General features: G+C 73.3%; 16 protein-coding genes and 1 pseudogene. 7 read left to right on the plus strand and 10 right to left on the minus strand.

The features are described from left to right. Nucleotides 1-105 precede the first annotated feature (105 nt). The 4 genes from IF99_RS0114040 to IF99_RS0114055 all read left to right on the plus strand — a co-directional run bounded on the left by IF99_RS0114040 (nucleotide 106) and on the right by IF99_RS0114055 (nucleotide 3734). Nucleotides 106-1263: an acyl-CoA dehydrogenase family protein gene (locus IF99_RS0114040; protein WP_030996792.1), complete on the plus strand. Its 1158-nt coding sequence runs from the start codon at nucleotides 106-108 to the stop codon at nucleotides 1261-1263. Nucleotides 1264-1324: 61 nt separating this feature from the next. Beyond that, on the plus strand, nucleotides 1325-2206 hold the full coding sequence (locus IF99_RS0114045; protein WP_008745836.1) for an acyl-CoA thioesterase: 882 nt from the start codon (nucleotides 1325-1327) through the stop codon (nucleotides 2204-2206). 103 nt (nucleotides 2207-2309) lie between these two features. Continuing rightward, nucleotides 2310-3311 carry a cation diffusion facilitator family transporter gene (locus IF99_RS0114050; protein ID WP_030996793.1) on the plus strand — a complete coding sequence of 334 codons (1002 nt, stop codon included), beginning with the start codon at nucleotides 2310-2312 and terminating at the stop codon, nucleotides 3309-3311. Nucleotides 3312-3491: 180 nt separating this feature from the next. Continuing rightward, complete coding sequence (locus IF99_RS0114055; protein ID WP_030996794.1) at nucleotides 3492-3734, plus strand: DUF6411 family protein; 243 nt, start codon at nucleotides 3492-3494, stop codon at nucleotides 3732-3734. A 248-nt stretch (nucleotides 3735-3982) separates the two neighbouring features. Here the strand turns inward: IF99_RS0114055 and IF99_RS0114060 are convergent, their stop codons facing one another. Continuing rightward, complete coding sequence (locus IF99_RS0114060; RefSeq protein WP_030996795.1) at nucleotides 3983-4366, minus strand: hypothetical protein; 384 nt, start codon at nucleotides 4364-4366, stop codon at nucleotides 3983-3985. Nucleotides 4367-4442: 76 nt separating this feature from the next. Between IF99_RS0114060 and IF99_RS30785 the strand changes: the two genes are divergently transcribed. Then, nucleotides 4443-6827: a DEAD/DEAH box helicase gene (locus IF99_RS30785; RefSeq protein ID WP_051703487.1), complete on the plus strand. Its 2385-nt coding sequence runs from the start codon at nucleotides 4443-4445 to the stop codon at nucleotides 6825-6827. A gap of 173 nt (nucleotides 6828-7000) precedes the next feature. On the opposite strand, the gene IF99_RS0114075 is transcribed toward IF99_RS30785, so the two are convergent. Further along, on the minus strand, nucleotides 7001-7699 hold the full coding sequence (locus IF99_RS0114075) for a response regulator (RefSeq protein ID WP_051703488.1): 699 nt from the start codon (nucleotides 7697-7699) through the stop codon (nucleotides 7001-7003). Continuing rightward, on the minus strand, nucleotides 7696-9804 hold the full coding sequence (locus IF99_RS0114080; RefSeq protein WP_234340693.1) for a sensor histidine kinase: 2109 nt from the start codon (nucleotides 9802-9804) through the stop codon (nucleotides 7696-7698). Before IF99_RS0114080 ends, IF99_RS0114075 begins: the two co-directional genes overlap by 4 nt. Before the next feature lie 420 nt (nucleotides 9805-10224). Between IF99_RS0114080 and IF99_RS0114090 the strand changes: the two genes are divergently transcribed. Further along, nucleotides 10225-11673, plus strand: a complete 1449-nt coding sequence (locus IF99_RS0114090) for a GntP family permease (RefSeq protein WP_030996798.1) — start codon at nucleotides 10225-10227, stop codon at nucleotides 11671-11673. Between the two features lie 269 nt (nucleotides 11674-11942). Here IF99_RS0114090 and IF99_RS0114095 read toward each other — a convergent pair whose 3' ends face one another. The 4 genes from IF99_RS0114095 to IF99_RS0114110 form a co-directional block, all read right to left on the minus strand. After that, entirely contained in the window at nucleotides 11943-12497 is a 555-nt protein-coding gene (locus tag IF99_RS0114095; RefSeq protein WP_051703489.1) for a maleylpyruvate isomerase N-terminal domain-containing protein, read from the minus strand. 322 nt (nucleotides 12498-12819) lie between these two features. Continuing rightward, a complete protein-coding gene (locus tag IF99_RS0114100) occupies nucleotides 12820-13668 on the minus strand; it encodes a helix-turn-helix transcriptional regulator (protein WP_030996800.1) in 849 nt (282 codons plus the stop codon). Continuing rightward, nucleotides 13665-14162, minus strand: a complete 498-nt coding sequence (locus tag IF99_RS0114105; RefSeq protein ID WP_030996801.1) for an SRPBCC family protein — start codon at nucleotides 14160-14162, stop codon at nucleotides 13665-13667. Before IF99_RS0114105 ends, IF99_RS0114100 begins: the two co-directional genes overlap by 4 nt. A gap of 159 nt (nucleotides 14163-14321) precedes the next feature. Then, complete coding sequence (locus IF99_RS0114110; RefSeq protein WP_030996802.1) at nucleotides 14322-15218, minus strand: oxidoreductase; 897 nt, start codon at nucleotides 15216-15218, stop codon at nucleotides 14322-14324. Between the two features lie 96 nt (nucleotides 15219-15314). Here IF99_RS0114110 and IF99_RS0114115 point away from each other — a divergent pair, with 96 nt between their 5' ends. After that, entirely contained in the window at nucleotides 15315-15956 is a 642-nt protein-coding gene (locus tag IF99_RS0114115) for a response regulator transcription factor (protein ID WP_030996803.1), read from the plus strand. 12 nt (nucleotides 15957-15968) lie between these two features. Here IF99_RS0114115 and IF99_RS33440 read toward each other — a convergent pair. The 3 genes and pseudogenes from IF99_RS33440 to IF99_RS0114125 all read right to left on the minus strand — a co-directional run. Continuing rightward, nucleotides 15969-16139, minus strand: a pseudogene (locus IF99_RS33440) (integrase core domain-containing protein); the annotation flags it as partial. Nucleotides 16140-16154: 15 nt separating this feature from the next. Continuing rightward, nucleotides 16155-16730 carry a YbhB/YbcL family Raf kinase inhibitor-like protein gene (locus IF99_RS0114120; RefSeq protein WP_051703490.1) on the minus strand — a complete coding sequence of 192 codons (576 nt, stop codon included), beginning with the start codon at nucleotides 16728-16730 and terminating at the stop codon, nucleotides 16155-16157. Further along, nucleotides 16727-18199, minus strand: coding sequence for an MFS transporter (locus tag IF99_RS0114125; RefSeq protein ID WP_051703491.1), 1473 nt, complete (start codon nucleotides 18197-18199; stop codon nucleotides 16727-16729). Before IF99_RS0114125 ends, IF99_RS0114120 begins: the two co-directional genes overlap by 4 nt. Nucleotides 18200-18305: the final 106 nt, after the last annotated feature.

An 18305-nucleotide genomic window follows, 5' to 3' on the forward strand; every position in this document is an offset into this window, starting at 1 on the left:
CGCTTAGTATGTCCGGCGCCCCGCCTTCGTACGTACCGCGCGGACCGGCCCGCACCGGCCGCTGAAGGGCGGACCGGCACCGGCCGCCGAAGGAGGGTGGCGTCAGTGCGCCGTACCGTTTACAACGAGGACCACGAGGCGTTCCGCGAGACGATCCGCGCCTTCATCGAGGCCGAGGTCGTGCCCCGGCACGAGGAGTGGGTGGCCGCAGGACAGGTACCGCGCGATTTCTACTACAAGCTCGGTGAGCTGGGCCTCTTCGGGATCGAGGTGCCCGAGGAGTACGGCGGCGCGGGCGAGGAGTCCTTCAAGTTCCAGGCGATCCTCTCCGAGGAGACCGCCCGCGCCGGTGTCTCGCTCGGCGGCAGCGGCGTGCACGTCGCGCTGTGCCTGCCGTACCTCAAGGCGTACGCCACCGAGGAGCAGAAGAAGCGCTGGCTGCCCGACTTCGTCTCCGGCGCCGCGATGTTCGCCATCGCGATGACCGAGCCCGGCACCGGCTCGGACCTCGCGGGCATGAAGACCACCGCGAAGCGCTCCGCCGACGGCACGCACTACGTCCTCAACGGCGCCAAGACCTTCATCACGGGCGGCGTCCACGCCGACCGCGTCATCGTCTGCGCCCGTACCGCGCCGCCGAAGGAGGACGACCGCCGCTTCGGCATCTCGCTCCTCGTCGTCGACACGAAGTCCGAGGGCTACGCGGTCGGCCGCAAGCTCGACAAGCTCGGCCTCAAGACCTCCGACACCGCCGAACTCTCCTTCACCGACGTCAAGGTGCCCGTCGCCGACCTCCTCGGCGAGGAGAACAAGGGCTTTCACTACCTCGGCCAGAACCTCCCCCAGGAGCGCCTCGGCATCGCCGTCGGCGCCTACGCGCAGGCCGCCGCCGCCATCCGCTTCGCGCAGCAGTACGTGCGGGAGCGCACCGTCTTCGGGAAGCCCGTCGCCGCGTTCCAGAACACGAAGTTCGAGCTGGCCGCCTGCAAGGCAGAGGTCGACGCCGCCGAGGCCGTGTGCGACCGCGCGCTCGAAGCGCACGACAAGGGCGAGCTGACCGCCGCCGAGGCCGCGTCCGCGAAGCTCTTCTGCACCGAGGTCGCCTCGCGCGTCATCGACCGCTGCCTCCAGCTCCACGGCGGTTACGGCTACATGAACGAGTATCCGATCGCCCGCCTCTACGCGGACAACCGCGTCAACCGCATCTACGGTGGCACGAGCGAGGTCATGAAGATGATCATCGCGAAGAGCATGGGGCTGTGAGCCGGCCCGGGGCGAGGGCCGCGCACGCGCGCGCGACCAGGGAGCACAGGGAGTACGCCGTATGAGCGAGGCACTCGACGACCTCCTCGATCTGCTCGATCTGGAGCGGATCGAGGTGGACATCTTCCGGGGCCAGTCCAGGCCCACCCTCGTCCCGCGCGTCTTCGGCGGGCAGGTCGCGGCTCAGGCGCTCGTCGCCGCGGGCCGCACCGTGCCCGCCGACCGGTACGCGCACTCGCTGCACGCGTACTTCCTCGTCGCGGGCGACCCGGGCGCGCCCATCGTCTACCGCGTGGACCGCATCAGGGACGGCCGCTCCTTCACGACCCGGCGCGTCGTCGCGATCCAGCACGGCCAGCCGATCTTCCACCTCTCGTGCTCCTTCCAGGTGCACGAGGAAGGACTCGACCACCAGGCGCCGATGCCGCCCGCGCCCGACCCCGAGTCGCTGCCGAGCGCGCCCGAGGCCCTGCCCCGGTACGCCGAGGCGGTCGGCGGCCCGGCGGTCGTGCGCAAGCTGCTCGAAGCCCGCGAGGCGGTCGACCTGCGGTACGTGGACGCGCCCCCCTACGCGACCGCCGGGCAGCCGCGCGAGCCGCGCTCGCAGGTGTGGTTCCGCACCAACGGCAAGCTCGCGGGGGACGATCCGCTCCTGCACGTCTGCCTCGCGACGTACGTCTCGGACATGACGCTGCTCGACTCGGTCCTCCTCGCGCACGGGCGCGGCGGCTGGGTCACGGGCGACATCGTCGGCGCGAGCCTCGACCACGCCATGTGGTTCCACCGGCCCTTCCGCGCCGACGAGTGGCTCCTGTACGACCAGGAGTCCCCCTCGTCCTCGGGCGGCCGGGGCCTGGGCCAGGCCCGGATCTACACACAGGACGGGCGGCTCGCGATCTCGGTCATCCAGGAGGGGCTGATGCGGGTGCCGCGCGAGCGGTGACGCGGCCGGATGCCCCGGTACGGGTGCGGCGGAGCGTGTCCCGGGTGCCCGGCGGGGCGTGTCCGCCGGGCCGCACCCGTACCGCTCGGCATACTGCGCCGCTATGAGCAGCAGTGATCCCGCGCAGCCGCCCGCCACGACGCCCGACCCCGGCGGCGAGAGCACCTTCACCGTCCTCGTCGCCGCCGGCGCCAACCTCGCGATCGCCGCGGCGAAGCTCGTCGCCGGGCTCGTCAGCGGCTCCTCGGCGATGCTCTCGGAGGCCGCGCACTCGCTCGCTGACACGGTCACCGAGCTGCTGCTCCTGCTCGCGCTGCGGCGCAGCGCCAAGCCCGCAGACGAGGACCACCCGCTCGGCCACGGCCACGAGCGCTACGTCTGGGCCCTGCTCGCCTCCGTCGCGACGTTCGTCGGCGGCGCCGTCTTCTCCGTCTACGACGGCGTCCACACGCTCACGCACGGCGAGACCCTCGGCAACCCGCTCCCGTCGTACGCCGTCCTGGCCATCGCCTTCCTCCTGGAGGGCTACTCCCTGCGCACGGGGCTCCAACAGATGGCGGGGGAGGCGCGCGCCGCGCGGACGACCTTCCGCAAGCACCTGCGGTGGACGAGCGACACGACCGTCAAGGCCGTCGTCTTCGAGGACTCGGCGGCGCTCGTGGGCCTCGTCCTCGCCGCGGCCGGTCTCGCGCTCGCGCACGCGACGGGCGACGGCACGTGGGACGGGATCGCGTCACTCCTCATCGGCGCGCTCCTCGTCTGGGTCGCGTGGGTCCTCGGCCGCTCGAACACCGAACTGCTCACCGGGCGCCCCCTTCCGCCCGCCGAGCGCGCGGCGATCCGCGCCGAACTCCTCGCCACGGAGCACGTCGAGGCGGTCCTCGACCTCGTCACGCTCGTCCAGGGCCCCGACGAGGCCCTGGTCGCCGCGAAGATCGACTTCCGCGACGCCTCGACCGCCGCGCAGATCGAGTGGACCTGCGAACGCGCCGAACGCCGCATCCGCGAGCGCTTCCCGCGCGTGACCCGGGTCTACCTCGATCCCACGCCCGGAGCGGGCCAGCGGCGGCGGGAGGGGCTGAACCCCTGGGGCGACGCGGGCTGAACCCCTGGGCGGTGCGGGCGGGTTGCCCGCGGGGCGCCGGGACGCGTCACCCGGTGGGGGGCGCCGATCAGCTTGCACGGGGCACCTATATCCGCACGTATGCGGGGAGGGCCGCCGGGCACGCGGTCCACAACGGCCCCAGGGCCAAGATTCTCCGTCCTCACCGCACAGGAGCCCCCCATGGTCGTCGTCGGCATCGTCGCGATATGCGCTGTTCTCCTCGTCCTCGCTTTCCTCGTCCCCCGGCTGTCCCGCAAGCCGCAGCACGGCACCCAGCGCACGCTGGGCCTCGGCTCGCGCGCCGGGTCCAAGGCCCCCGGCATCCTCGGCAAGCTCTTCAGCAAGCCGTTCAGCAGCAGCTCCCGGGCCGTGGGCCACAGCGGCTCCGCCGGTCGCAAGGCACGGGGCCACATGCCGTTCTGACCCCTCCCCGGACGCACCCCCCCAGGGCGCGCGGCGCGGGCACGTGGGGCTGTTCCCCCGAGGGGAACAGCCCCACTCGCCCCTGTCCTCAGCGGCTCACGAGGCGCCGTGGAGCCGACGGGCCGCGCAGGTGACCGGTTGTCGGGCTGACAGCCGTGGTGCACGACCACCCGGCCCGCGCGGAGCGCCCCCCTCACGCCTTCCCCGCTCTCCCGGGCGTGCCCAGGCCCGCCCCGCCGCGCTTCCCGCTACTGCTCCCGAGGGCGGCGGTCCAGGTCCGTCAGCTCCTGCGCGAACGTGAGGTGGAGCGGCTCCGGGCCCACGTACCGCTGGCACGGGCAGTCCCGCGCCTCGTACCGCTCCGGCTTGTTCTCCGCGTCCCAGGCCACGGCCGCCCGCACCGACTCGTGGCAGCGGCCCTCCGCGTCGTGCGTCGCGAGGTGATGGCCGCAGCCGCACACCGGCTCGGGCGGCCGTCCGGCGTCGAGCCGCGCCCGCTCTGCCCGCGCCTTCGCCTCCGTGAGTTCCAGTCTGCGCTTGTGCCGCGTCCGCAGCGCCCTGCGCGCCCGCTCACCGATCCCGCCGCCCCCGAAGACGACCACGAAGAACAGCACCCACAGCCACGTACTCATGTGCCCAACCCCCGTCCGGCATGGATGATTCGAGTCTACGCGGGAGCTCGCCCGCGAGACGGGAGGAGAGCGCGCGGTGGGACGCGACGAGCGGGAAGCGTACGCACGGGCGAGGAGCCTCGCGCGAGCGGCCGAGGCGGTGCGGGTCGACTGGCACCGTGCCGTCACCTCCGTACGGAGCGCGGTCGACCCGCTCCTCGAAGCCGAAGTCGCCGCGCTCCTCGCCCCCGTGCCGCTCGCGCGGCTCCAGGAGGTCACGCGCGGGCGGCTGCGCACCGCCGACGTCGAGGCCGCCGGGTACACCACGGTCGGCGCCCTCCACGAGGCCGGGGAGCACGCGCTGCTCCGCATACCCGGCGTCGGCGTGGGCCGCGCGCGCCAACTCACGGCCGCCGCCGGGCGGTTCGCCGACACGGTGCGCGAGGCCCTGACCGTACGGCTGGACGCGGACCGCCCCACGCCCGGCACGACCGCGCTGCTCCGGGCGCTGCACCCGCTCGTCGTCGTCGGGACCGCCGGGCGGCGCGTCGTCGTCGAGGCGGAGGAGTGGGCCGGACGCTTGGAGGAACCGCTCGCCGTCGCCGCGCCGCTCGACGCCGCCTGGCCGCGCGCCGCCGCCCGGTCCCTCGCCGCCCGTTGCGTGCCCGCCAGGGGCCGGGCCCTCGCGGCGGCCCGCTCCGCGCTCGACGAACTGCGGGCACTGGTCGCCGAGGCCGCCGCCGCCGGGCTCGTCGAGCGCTTCGCGCAGACGTCCGCCGATCTGCTCCGCACGCCGGGCTCCGAGGCGGCGGCGTGGACGGACTTCGCCCTGCGCGCCGCCGACTACCACGCCGTGCTCGCCTCCGCCGCCGGTCTCGATCCCGGCTCCGCGGCGGTGGCCGGGGACCTTCCCGCGGAGATCGCCGAGGAGGTGCGCCAACAGCCGCTGGACGAGCGGCATCTGCGCGTCACGCTGCGCCCGTACCAGTCCTTCGGCGCCCGCTTCGCGCTCGCCCGCCGCCGCGTCCTGCTCGGCGACGAGATGGGGCTCGGCAAGTCGGTGCAGGCGATCGCCGTGCTCACCCACCTCACGGCCGAGGCCGAGGACTGGCGGCGCGAGCGGCGACGCCGGGCGGGCACGGGCGCCCTCGCCCCGGCCGAGCGCCGCCTCACCGGCTTCCCCGGCGCCCGCGAGGAACCGTCGCCCCCCGGCCTTCCCGGCCCCCGCGACGCGTGGCCCCCCTCCGGCCAGGACAGCCCGTCCGCCGCCGAGGCGCGCGCCCTCGTCGTCTGCCCGACGAGCCTCCTCATCAACTGGCAGCGCGAATTCGCCACCCACAGCGCGCTCCCCGTCCACGTCCTCTACGGACCCGGGCGCGCCCGCGCCTACGAGGAGTGGCGCAGCGGCACAGGGGTCGGCCTGACGACGTACACCTCGCTCGCGAAACTGCCGGTCGCCGACGTGTCCGAGGTCGCGACCGTCGTCCTCGACGAGGCGCAGTACGTCAAGAACCACCGCACCCAGCGGGCGGAGGCCGCCCGCGAGTGGACCCGGCAGGAGTCGCGCCGCGTCCTGCTCCTGAGCGGTACGCCGATGGAGCACCGCCCCGCCGAACTCGCGGCGCTCGTCGCCTTCCTCGACGACCGGCTGCGGCTCACCGGGCCGGAGGCGCCCGAGAGCCCGCACGCGTTCAGGGCCGCGCTCGCCCCCGTCTACCTGCGCCGCGAACAGGCCGATGTCCTCGCCGAACTGCCCGGCGTCCAGCACACCCGCGAGTGGCTCGCGTCGGGCCCCGCGGAGAACGCCGCCTACCGCGCCGCCGTCGTCGCGGCCCGCTTCCCCGCGATGCGGCGCGCGGCCTTCGCCGACCCGGAGCACTCCGCGAAGGCCGCCCGGCTGCGGGACCTCGTCGCCGAAGCGGCGGCGAACGGCCGCAAGACGCTCGTCTTCTCGTACTTCCCCGACGTGCTCGACGCGGTCCGCCCCCACCTGCCGCCCGACGTCCCCGTGCACGGCCCGCTCACCGCGGCGATGGACGCCCGCGCGCGGCAGGACGTCGTGGACGCCTTCACGACCACTGGCGGACCGGCCGTCCTCCTCGCCCCGATCCGCGTGGCGGGGCTCGGCCTCAACCTCCAGGCCGCCTCCGTCGTCGTCCTGTGCGAGCCGCAGACGAGCACAGCGCTGGAGTCGCAGGCCATCGCCCGCGCCCACCGCATGGGCCAGGCCCGCTCCGTACGGGTGCACCACCTCCTCACCCCCGGCGGCATCGACGCGCGTCTCCTCGCCGTGCAGGAGGAGCGCACCCACCTCTTCGACACGCACGCGCGCCGCAGCGTCATCGCGGAGAGCATCCCCGAGGCGACGGACACCTTCGACGCGGACATCGCGCGCCGGATCGTGGCGGAGGAACGGGAGCGGCTCGGGGTGGCGGAGACCGAAGGGCCGGACGGCCCGCGAGCGGTCCGGGGAGGGGGCTGAACGGCCGGAAACCCGTCTCCGGCGACCATGACGAGCGCCAGGGGGCAGGGGGCAGCCGAGTGCGGGGCAGGTCCGACGCCGCCCAGGGACGCCGGACCTGCGACGAGACAGCGAACAACGGCGTCTCCCGAGGGCTGTCCGCCGCCCTGCCGCAGGCCGGGTCGGCCCGGCGCTCAGGGGGCCCGGTACTCCTGCTCCGGCCGTCCGGCGGCCCCGTAGCGCAGACGCATCCGGAGCAGCCCGCGGCCGACCATGTCAGCCAGGTACCGCTGGGCGGTGGCCCGCGATACGCCGACCAGCGCGGCGACCTCACCGGCGGACAGCGGGCCCGCCGCGTCCTGGACGGCGCCGAGCACCAGCTCCCGGGTCACGGTGTGCGCGGCGGTGGCCGACCGGCGACCGCCCGCGCCGCCTCCGCGCAGCGCGGCGAGCGCGTCGTCCAGCGCCTCCTGGTCGAGGGTCTCCGCGGCGGTCAGTTGCCGGTACCGCGCATAGCCGCGCAGCCGGGCGGCGAGCGCCTCCGGCGCGAAGGGCTTGATCAGGTACGCGAGCGCGCCCGCCGCCAGCGCCGTGCGCACGGTACGGCCCTCGGCCGCCGCGCTCAGCACGAACGTGTCGCAGGGCAGCGCCCGCAGCAGCTCCAGCCCCGGACGGTCCGGCAGGTACAGATCGACGAGGGCCAGATCCACCGGTGCCTCGGCCCGCCCCGCCGCCGCCAGCGCCTCGTCGGCCGAGCGTGCCACCCCGGCGACCGCGCAGCCCGGCGTCTCCGCCACGATGTCCGAGTGCAGCCCGGCGACCCGGAAGTCGTCGTCGACGACCAGGACGGACAGGGGCCGCCGCTCGTCCGCGGCCGTACGGCTGATGCTCATGCGGGGTGCTCCGGAGGGTGGTGGCGGGCAGGGGGCGGGGCGTCGTGCGGGGAGCCGCCGGGCGGAGGTTCGGGGACGGCGGCGGACGCGCTGCCGGGCCCGGTGCCCGCCAGGGGAGGGGAGCCCGCGCGAGGGTCGTTCCTTCCGTTCCCGGAACCGCCTTCGCCGCCCTCGTCGGGACCGCTCCCGGTCCCGGAAGCGCCCTCGCCGTCGTCGTCGGCGGTGTCCTCGCCGGGCGCCAGTACGCCGGGCAGCCGGGCCACGAAGACGGCTCCGCCCGACACGCGGTCCTCCTCACCGGGGGGCGGGCCGCCCGTGGCCTCGTGCCCCGCTCCGGCCGGAACGGCCCCTTCCGCAGCGGCCCGGCCTTCTCCGTGCGGCGCCGGGGCCCGCGGGGGCGCCCCCGGTTCCGTGAGCCGGAGGTCGCCGCCGCGGGCGCGGGCGATCTGGCGGGCGAGCGGAAGCCCGATGCCACGCCCGCCGACATCCTCGGCGCCGGGCTCCTTGGTGGAGACACCCTCGTCGAACAGGTCACCCCGCAGGGGCCCGGCCACGCCGTCGCCGCTGTCCGCGACCGTGATGAGCAACGTGTCCCGCACGCCGATGAGTTCGACCTCCACCCGGCGCGGGCTGCGCCGCCCCGCCTGCGCCGCGTCCACGGCGTTGTCCACGAGGTTGCCGAGCACCGTGGTCACATCGACGGGCGCGGCGACCGTCCGCCGCACCCACGTGCCACCGCCCAGCACCAGCGTCACACCGCGCTCGCGCGCCGCCGCGGCCTTCGCCGTCAGGAAGGCGCGCAGCGAGGCGTCCCGTACGGTGTCCGGCCCGAGGTCGGGCAGGGTCTCACCGAGCGGCCCCGAGCCGAGCAGGGACCCCAGGTAGTCGGCGACCTCCGCCGGCTGCCCCGCGTGCACCAGCCCGGAGAGCACGTGCAGCCGGTTGGCGAACTCGTGCCGCTGGGCGCGCAGCGCGGCGCTCATGGTGCGGACGGCGTCGAGCTGCCGGGTCAGTGACTCCACAGCCGTACGGTCCCGCACGGTGAGCAGCGTCCCGAGCCGCCGCCCCTCGCGCCGGACGGTCCGCGCGGACACCACCAGCATCCGCTCGCGCACGACGGCCATCACGGCGCGCCCGGCATCCGGCTCGCGCAGCACGTCGCGCACCCGCGGGGTCAGCCCCAGCTCCGCGAGCGGGGTGCCGGGGGCCGCCTCGATGCCGAGCTGCGCGCGGACCTCGTCGTTGGCCACGGTCACCCGGTCCCTGGTGTCCAGGGCGAGCACCCCCTCGCCGATGCCGTGCAGGACGGCCTCCTGCTCCTGGACCAGGGTCGCCAGCTCCTCCGGCTCCAAACCGAGGGTGAGCCGCTTCCAGCGGCGGACCAGCAGGACGGACGCGGCGAGGCCGACCAGCAGCGCGGCCACGAGCCAGCCCAGGCCGCCGATCAGTACCCGGGCCTGCTCGGCGCGCACGGCCCCGGCGGAGACACCGACGTTCGCCTCGCCGACGACCTTGCGGGAGCCGGGCGCGCGTACCGGGACCTTGGCCACCACCTCCTCGCCCAGGTGAGCGTGGTGCCGGGCCAGCTCCTCGTGCCCGGAGAGGGCGGTCGAGGGGTCGGTGCTCACCTCGCGCCCCAGCTCCGCCCTGTCGGGGTGGGCCAGCCGGATGCCGCGGTCGTCGGTGACCACGACGAACAGGGAGCCGGTGCGCCGCCGCACCGTCTCGGCGCGCTTGTTGAGCCAGCCGTCCGCGAGCACGGAGCGGGGGGTCCGCGCGGCGCCCTCCGAACGCGCGGCGGCGGCCGACCAGCGGTCCGCCGCCGCGCGCACGCCCGGTTCCCCGGCGACCGTCCGGGCGATGGCGAGCGCGCGCTGCTGGTACTCGCCGGTGAGGCGCCGCTCGCTGTCGTACGCGAAGGCGCCGAAGGCCGTGCCCACGACGAGGGTGACCACCGCGCACTGCAACAGCAGGGTGCGGGTGCGCAGACGGAGCCACGGCCACCTGCGGGGCCGCCGGAGGCGCGCGGCCGGGGCGCGGCGGTCGGCGCGGGGAGCTGCCGGAACGCGGCGGTCGGCGGACGGCGGGGGCGGTGCGGGCTTCACCGCTCCCACGGTAACCCCGCCGCAGGCGCTGAGCACAATGCGCACAACTCACGGAACAGCGAATTCGCGGGTTGCGCGCGAATGCTTCAAAGCGGCCGGGCCCGGCGGATAGCTTCCCGGCCTGGGACACACGCGACGCGGGGAGGCTTCCGCCTCCTCCGCGAGGCCACCCAGCCCCCGGGTGGAGACCGGACGTCCACCGCACGCCGCAGGCCGCCGCACGGTACCGGGCGCGGGGCCGCCGGGCCGGACCCGGCCGGGACGCCGGAAGTGCCCCAGCACGAGCCGCAATCTCAGGAGTGACATGTTCATACCGCGCGCAGCGTGGCGCGACGGCACCGGCCGCAGCACCGCCCACGGCTCCACCCCCTTCCCCGTGCCTCCCGTGGCGCGTCTCGCCGACACCGCCGGGCGGCGGCCGTGACGGGGCACGCGTGGCTGCTCCTGGTCACCCTCGTCGTCGCCATCGGCGTGCTGGTGCTGCTGATCAACTCGCGGCTCCGGTTCCACCCCTTCGCGGCGCTGATGCTGGTCTCGGTCGGCGTGGCTCTGGTCGCCGGTATGTCCACCGAGCAGGTCGCCGAGTCGTTGGAGGAGGGCGCGGGCGGCATCCTCGGAGACGTCGGTATCACCCTGGCGTTCGGCGCGATGCTCGGCCGGCTGCTGGCCAACTCCGGGGCCACCGAACGGATCGCCAGGGTGATCGTGGACCGGGCCGGGACGCGTTCGCTGCCCTGGTACATGGCGGGCGCCGCGTTCGTCATCGGCATCCCGATGTTCTTCGAGATCGGGCTGATCGTGTTGCTGCCGCTGATCTTCAGCGTCGCGCGGCGGCTCCAGGACAGCGGCCAGGTCAAAGGCTCGCCCTACGTCTACCTCGCCACGCCGACCATCGCGGCCCTGTGCACCCTGCACGGCATGGTGCCCCCGCACCCGGGCCCGCTGATCGGCGTCGAGGGCCTGCACGCCGACCTCGGCATGACCATCCTGGTCGGACTGATCTGCGCGGTGCCCACCATCGTCATCTCGGGCCCGGTCTACGGGCGGTGGATCGCACCCCGGCTGGCCGTGCACCCGGACCGGGAACTGGTCGCCCAGTTCACCGGCACCGCCACGACGGGTACCGGGGACGCCACGACAGGTACCGGCACCGCGACGGCGGGCGGCGAGGGGCCACGTGGCGCGGGGACCGGGAAGCCCGGCGGGGTTTCGCTCGGCTGGGCCCTGGCCGCGGTGCTGGTACCGGTGGTCCTCATGCTGCTGCGCACGATCGCGGAGCTGGCGCTGGCCGAATCCAGCCCGGTACGGCATGTGCTCGTCTTCGTGGGCGAGCCGGTGATCGCGATGTTCGCCGGTTTCCTCTTCGCGCTCTTCGCCCTCGGCTACCGCAGCGGCCAGCCGGCGGAGAAGGTACGCGAGTCGCTGACCGACAGCATCAAGTCCGTGGCCGGAATCCTGCTGATCATCGCGGGCGGCGGCGCGTTCAACCAGGTGCTGAAGGACACCGGGATCGGCAAGGCCATCGAGTCGGCCGCCTCCGGGGCGCACCTCAACCTGCTGCTGCTCGGCTGGCTGATCGCGTTGGTGCTGTCCTTCTCCACCGGCTCGGCGACCGTCGGCATCGTCGCCGCGACCGGCATCCTCAGCCCCATGGCGGGTACCGGCGGCGGCCTGGAGAGCTCGTTGCTCGTCGTCGCCATCGGCGCCGGTTCGATCGGCCTCAACTACGTGAACCACGCGGGGTTCTGGCTGGTCAAGGAGTCCTTCGGGATGACGCTGGGCCAGGCCACCAAATCGCACACGGCGATCCAGACGCTGGTGAGCGTCTGCGGGCTGCTGATGGCCCTGCTGCTCTCGGTCTTCGTCTGACCCACCCGTCGGCACCCCGGCGGCTGCCGGAGCGCCGACGGGCGAGCGCCGAGTGCCTGACGCCGGTGAGGCCGGGGGCTGCGTTTCGGGCAAGGAGACGGCCTCGGTGATGAACTCGTCGAGCGGCGTCGCCGCCTCGTTCTCCTCATGCCACGGCACCATGGAGACGGGAACTGAACCCACGCCCCCATCCGGCGGATGCATGCCGACGGAACCGCGCGTCGGGCTGGGTCACGCGCCCGCAGCCGGACAAGCGGACGCGCGTGGAATCACCCCGCGGAGAACCAGGACAAGCGGTCGGCGGCCTGGCTTCGCATGGGTTCGGGCAACTCCAGTGGTCTGAAGGTGGCCGGCCAATCGGCCGGACGGTAGCCCGCGTTCAGGTCCACATGGTGCAGTTCCAGCTCGACGAGCTTGCGCAGAACGACTTGACTGGCCGGGAACGGATCGAGGTGCAGAATGGTGACACTGGTCGTCCACGCCTTGCCGGGTACCGTGCCCACCGCGGCCCGGAACACCGCTGCCGTCCGTTCGATGTCCGCGATGTGCTCCGCGACCGGCCGGCCCGCACCGTTCTCGATGTCCGTGTCGCGGGCATCTTGGCTCGCGTAGGCGGGGAGGTCGGTGCCGGTGCGGGCCGACTCCAGCAGGTTTCGATGAGCCTCGGCGGCGCGTGCGATGTGGGCGAGGACGTGACCTCGGCTCCAGCCGGGCAGAAGAGACGGTTCGAGCACCTCTTCATCGGTCAGCCCCCTGACTGTCGTCATCAGTCGCGCCGTCGCATCATCGATTTGGGTGACGAGGTCCTTGAGCCACGTTTCCATGTCGCGAAGCCAACCAGCTTTCTTGTCAGTAGTGAGTACAGGCATTCAAGAAGAACGGACGCCTGACCGTCCACCGCACGTGGGGCCCGGAGACCACGGGGGCCCAGAGGCAAGGGAGACCGCCTCGTTCCCTCCCGACGCCCCTCGGAGCCGAGGCCGAGGCGGCCGGCCGCGGTGGGGCCGTCCGCCCGGCTCCGGGACGCCCTGCCCTGGACCGCTCCGTCCACGGATGCCGTGCGGCGATCACGCATGCGCCCGGCCTCCCTGCCGGGCTGGTGATCGAGTCGGTGTCGCCGGCCCGGGTCGCCGGGCGGCTCGGTGGTCAGCGGGCCTCGCTGAGCCGGGACGCACGCAGGAGGTCGAGCTGATCGGCGCCGCTGGTCCCCGGGGCCGCTGTGTACGTGACGATGCGCAGGTCGGCGCCGGGCACGGTCAGCACGTCGCAGTCCAGCGTGATATCACCCAGCTCGGGATGGCTGATCGTCTTGAGATCACCGACCAGCCGGCCGATGCCCGCCACCGACCACAACTCGCCGAAGAAGGACGAGGCCGCCCGCAAGCCGTCCACGAGCGCCGCCAACTCCTGGTCGGCCGGGTAGCGGGAGACCGCTTCGCGAAGGTCCGCGACGATCGCGGTCTCGAAAGCGTCCGGCCCGGCTGCCGAGTTGACCGGTCGCAGGTGCCATCGGCCCTCGCCCGTGCCGAAGAGAGCGCGGGCGAGGTTGCGTTCGGCGGGCGGCAACCCGGACGGATCGCCGTGCAAGGCCGTCCACATGTCGTTCCACCACAGCAGGCTCCAGTCAGCGGCGAACACGCCGATCGGGAGATCGCCGAGGCGCTCGACGAGGCGCCGGATGCTCGGCGACACATGGGTGCCGACGAGCTGGTCGCGCGGCGCGAGCAGGCCCGCGGAACGGTAGAGCTGGTCACGTTCGGCGGCGGAGAGCCGCAGCGCGCGGGCCAGGGCCGAGACGACCTGGGCGGACGGGTGGGTGGCCCGGCCCTGCTCCAGCCGCAGCACGTACTCGTGGGAAAGACCGGCGAGTTCGGCGAGTTCCTCGCGGCGCAGGCCGGGGGCGCGCCGCCGAGCCGTCCGGGCGTAGCCGGCCTCGGCCGGGTCGAGACGGTCACGCCAGCCGCGTACGAGGGCACCGAAGCTCAGATCGCTCACTCCTTCATGATCGCACCGGGCGTCGCCTCCACCACCGTGACCATCCGGGCGAGCGCGGCGCGCATGTAGCGGGTCCAGAGCGGCTTGAACGGGCCCGCGACGATCCAGCGGCGACCGGGCAGCGGCCGGAAGTCGTAGGTCCACCGGATCGACGTGCCGGTGCCGTCGGGCAGGAAGGACCACTCGCCACGCACCCCGGAGACCAGCTTGGCCAGCACGTTGGTGAAGCCGCTGAGCTCGTAGGCGAACCCGTGCCCGTCCACGACCTCGGTGAGCCGCTCGTCGGCCCTGGAGCCGTCGGTGAACCATGTTTGGCGCGAGAGCCCCGGCCGCTCCCAGGCGCCGGTCTGCTCGCGCACTTCCGCGACGCCGGGGAACGGTCCCCAGGGCTTGAAGACCTGGGACAGGTCGATCGGCACGATGACCCGGAAGGTGTGGGCGGGGGCGGCCGTCGTACGGGCGAAGACGGTGATCGGAACGCTGTGTTTCGTCATGCCCTCAGCATCGCCAGCGATGGCCGCGCGAGGCAGACACCTGTCAGTACATACCCTCGCGGTCTTGGTGCTCCGCCCCCTCGGACCGCGTCCGGCACGCGGGAGCACGCACCGGACGCCGCGCGGCCGCCCTGCGGACGAGGTGAGATTGAGACAGGCCTAGCCGAGCAGGGCCAGGTCCTCCTCGGTGAGGCGCAGGGCGGCGGCCGCCACGTTCTCCCTCAGATGTGCGGGGTTGCCGGTGCCGGGGATGGCCAGCACGTGGGGGCCCTGGTGGAGGGTCCAGGCGAGGCGGACCTGGGACGGCGAGGCACCGTGGCGGGCGGCCACCTCGGCGACGGCCCGGTCCGCCGCCCCCTCGGGGGCGTCGGCAACCGCGGTGACCCCGGCGGGGCCGCCGCCCACCGAGAAGAACGGGACGAAGGCGATGCCCCGCTCGGCGCAGACCTGCCGAATCGCGTCGTCCTCGCGGCGGATGGTGAGCCCGTACTGGTTCTGCACACACACCACGGGCGCGATGGACAGGGCCTCCTCCACGTGCTCAAGACCGACGTTGGAGATGCCCAGGTGCCGGATGAGGCCCTCCTCGCGCAGTTCGGCCAGGGCCTCGAACCGCGCCTTGAGGGAGCCCTCGCCGCGTTCGAGGTCGAGGCCGATGCGGAGGTTGACCACGTCGAGGCGGTCCAGGCCGAGCTGGCGGATGTTCTCCTCGACCTGGCCGCGCAGCTCCTCCTTGGTGTGGGCCCCGATGAAGGCGCCGGACGGGTCGCGGCCGGTCCCGACCTTGGTGGTGAGGACCAGGTCGTCCGGGTAGGGGGCGAGCGCGGTGTTGATCAGCTCGTTCGCGGAGCGCAGGGAGGAGAAGTAGAAGGAGGCGGTGTCGATGTGGTTGACGCCCAGTTCGACCGCCTGCTGGAGCACCTCGACGGCCTGCGCGCGGTCGCTCGGGCTGCCGTCGGCCTTGCTGATCAGGCGCATCGCGCCCAGGCCGAGGCGGTTGACGGTGCGGTCGCCGAGCGTCCAGGTGCCGGCGGCACCGGCGTGGATCGTAGTCATGGCAGGAAGTCTTCCTCTGCGAAGGCGCCGGGGGCCGCGGGTGGCAACTTCCTGCCGCTCTTGGCGGGTCGGCGGCGCCGGGGGAACACTGGGGCCATGAGTGTGGAGAGCGGTGGACGTGTGCTGCGCGGCGAGGCCGAGGTGTTCGCCCGGGCCGGGCATCTGCTCGCCACGGCGGGTGAGCTGTGGTGCGCGGCGCGGCACCTGAACACCTGGGTCATCGCCCAGGACCTCGTGAAGCGGCTGGCCGGGACGCCTCCCCGGCTGCGCAAGCTGTACCGGCCGAACGCGCTGATGAGCCCGCGCATGGCAGAGCATCTGCGGGCCGTGGCGGCAGGCCCCGACGCGCAGGTCCGCATCACGGCCGACAGCGTCAACGAGACGATCATCATCGACCGGCGCTTCGCGATCCTCGCGGGCGACACGAGCGAGGGCCGCCGCAGCTACAGCGCGGTCTCCGAACCGGTGCTGGTCCAGAACGTCGCCTCGCTCTTCGAGGCGGCCTGGCGGTCGGCGACCGACCTGGCGGTCTACGACGTGCGGTACGCGGAGTTGCGCGAGATGGCGCCCCGGGTGCTCGAACTGCTGGCGTCCGGGTGCAAGGACGAGACGGCGGCCCGCGCGCTGGGCCTCGGGGTGCGCACCTACCGGCGCCGGGTGGCGGAGCTGATGTCCGCGCTGGGCGCGGAGTCCCGTTTCCAGGCCGGTATGCGGGCCCGCGACCTGGGGCTGATCTAGGGCCTGTCTTCAATACGGGTGGAGGAAGTCCGCCAGGGCTTGTGTCCGTTCGGCGTTGCTGGAGTGCGGGCGCACGTACGCCCACTCGTCGAGCGGGATGCGAGTTGGACGCTCGACCTTGCCGTTCGTCTGCGGACGAGAGGGGCGAGTGCGTTGGTGAACGATCCCGGCAGGTGCGGACGTGGCCGCTGTTTCCGGCTATCCGCGCAGCGTGCCTTCCAGGTGGCCTGATGCCAGGACGTGTCCGGCGAACTGCGGCAGCAGGGCATCGAGGTCCTTCGTCGCGGAGGCATCGGCTTCCGTGTCGAGTGCGTAGAGGTGGAAGTGGTAGTGGTGCGTGCCGTGGCCGGGCAGCGGCCGGGGACCTTGGTAGCCGCCACGGCCCCGGTGGTCGGGCAGGTAGGTGAATCGCCGGTTGTCCTCGGTGAGTTCGCCCTCCTCGATACGGGGCGGCCCGGGTGCGAAGAAGGCGGCCATGTGCCGGGTCGGCCTGGAAGTGGGAGTGTCGGTGTCTTCCATCACGAGCAGCATCTGCCTGGTGCCCGCGGGCGGTTCTTCCCAGGCCAGGGCCGGGGAGATGTTGGGGCCGAGGTCCATTGTCGCGTGTTGCGGCGGGATCGTCGCGCCGTGAGTGAAGGCGGGCGAGGTGAGGCCGAGCGTGCCCGTTCGGGCGGTGGCCAGTTCGGGTGCGTTGCTGATGCTGTGCGTGGTGCCCGCGCGCTTGCGGCGCAGCAGCAGGCCGAGCGGGTACAGAAGGATCGCGAGCAGTTTCATCGGGAAGTTCCTTCGTTTGCGGTGCCGGAGTTGCCGGCGGTGCCGGGGCCCTTGTCCTGGGACACGGTGGTGGGGATGGTGCGGTCGAAGAGGGTGGTCAGCACGGTGAGGGCGCCCAGGGCGAGGACGATCCAGCCCATGTGGTGGAAGCCGGCGTCGGTGACGTGGTCGCCGAAGCTGAGGGCGATGACGCTGGAGGAGAAGATCGCGCCGATGTAGCCGAAGGTGCGGAACAGTCCGGCGGCGACGCCGACTTCGTCGGCGGAGGTCTGGACGAACAAGGTGGTCTGGTTGGCGAAGTTGCACAGGCCGTTGGGGAAGCCGAGGACGCCGGTCGTCAGCAGGACCAGTACCAGGGGGCTCCCCTTGTGTGCCGTGAGCATGAGGAGTCCGCCCCCCACCAGCGCGAGGTTCCCGGTCAGCAGCGGCCGGCGCACCCAGCCGCGCGTGGAGACGAGGCGCGCGAGGATCATGCTGACGGCGGACATCGGCAGCATGATCAGGCCGACCTGGAAAGAGGAGTAGCCGGCGCTGCCCTCCAGCCACTGGGTGAGGGAGTACATCGAGGCGTACACCCCGAGGCCCACCAGCAACTGGCGTGTGTAGGTACGGCGCAGCGCCGGGTTGCGGGCGAGGGAACGGACGTCGATCAGGGGTGAGACGGTGCGCCGTTCCCACCAGATGAGCGCGGCGAGCGTGACGAAGGCGAGGGCACCCAGTGGCCAGGCGGGGTGGTCGAGGTCGTTGAGGAACTGGAGCAGGCACACCACGGACAGGGCGAACAGGGCGATGCCGAGGGGGTCGACGGACGCGAGCGAGCCCTTGAGGCCACGCGCTTCGGCGGGCGGGTCCTTCTCCACGTTCTTGGCGGCGAAGACCAGGGCGAGGGCGGCCAGGGGCACATTGACGAGGAACAGGGCACGCCAGCCGAAGGCACCGGCCAGGACACCTCCGAGCGGCAGACCGAGAACGGCGACGATCTGTGAGGCGATGGAGAAGTTGCCCAGCACGGTACTGGGCACGCCGGTCCTGAGCTGCTCGGCCCGGCGGCGCACCAGCGCCATGGAGGCGGGGTAGCAGGCGGACGAGCCGATGCCGATCAGTGCGCGGGAGAGCAGCAGGACCCGGAAACCGGGCGCAACGGCGCCCAACACGCCGCCGGCCAGGAGGATGGTCACGCCGCTGAGGAAGATCTTCCTGGGGCCGAAGATCGTGGCGAGCTTGCCCATCGTGGGCTGCATGACCGCGCTGCACAGGTACAGCACGGACACCAGGGACGCGGCCGGGCCAGGACCCAGGTGGAAGTCGGCGGCGATCCCGGCGAGACCGGTGGCGAGCAGGGAACTGTTCACCGGGTTCAACGACGTGCCCAGCATCAACGGGAACGTGAACCGCAGGCCGAACCCGTCACCGGAGGATGCCGCCGGTTTGGCGGGCGTACCGGGGCGCGAGGGAGGCGAGAGAGACATGGGGCCTCATCGGTCGGGGTGAAAGCGGAAGCAGAGCGCCGCAACGGGGCGTACCGGAGGTGCATCTTTCTTAGTACGAAACGCCTTCCTTCGTTATACTAAGAAA

Source organism: Streptomyces sp. NRRL F-5630, from assembly GCF_000719475.1.
Lineage (GTDB): Bacteria > Actinomycetota > Actinomycetes > Streptomycetales > Streptomycetaceae > Streptomyces.

Coding starts and splice junctions, on each gene's coding strand:
- IF99_RS0114115 (WP_030996803.1), top strand. CDS start 15,315: ATGAGTGTGGAGAGCGGTGGACGTGTGCTGCGCGGCGAGGCCGAGGTG.
- IF99_RS0114075 (WP_051703488.1), bottom strand. CDS start 7,699: ATGAGCATCAGCCGTACGGCCGCGGACGAGCGGCGGCCCCTGTCCGTC.
- IF99_RS0114045 (WP_008745836.1), top strand. CDS start 1,325: ATGAGCGAGGCACTCGACGACCTCCTCGATCTGCTCGATCTGGAGCGG.
- IF99_RS0114050 (WP_030996793.1), top strand. CDS start 2,310: ATGAGCAGCAGTGATCCCGCGCAGCCGCCCGCCACGACGCCCGACCCC.
- IF99_RS0114110 (WP_030996802.1), bottom strand. CDS start 15,218: ATGACTACGATCCACGCCGGTGCCGCCGGCACCTGGACGCTCGGCGAC.
- IF99_RS0114060 (WP_030996795.1), bottom strand. CDS start 4,366: ATGAGTACGTGGCTGTGGGTGCTGTTCTTCGTGGTCGTCTTCGGGGGC.
- IF99_RS0114095 (WP_051703489.1), bottom strand. CDS start 12,497: ATGGAAACGTGGCTCAAGGACCTCGTCACCCAAATCGATGATGCGACG.
- IF99_RS0114105 (WP_030996801.1), bottom strand. CDS start 14,162: ATGACGAAACACAGCGTTCCGATCACCGTCTTCGCCCGTACGACGGCC.
- IF99_RS0114125 (WP_051703491.1), bottom strand. CDS start 18,199: ATGTCTCTCTCGCCTCCCTCGCGCCCCGGTACGCCCGCCAAACCGGCG.
- IF99_RS0114055 (WP_030996794.1), top strand. CDS start 3,492: ATGGTCGTCGTCGGCATCGTCGCGATATGCGCTGTTCTCCTCGTCCTC.
- IF99_RS0114120 (WP_051703490.1), bottom strand. CDS start 16,730: ATGAAACTGCTCGCGATCCTTCTGTACCCGCTCGGCCTGCTGCTGCGC.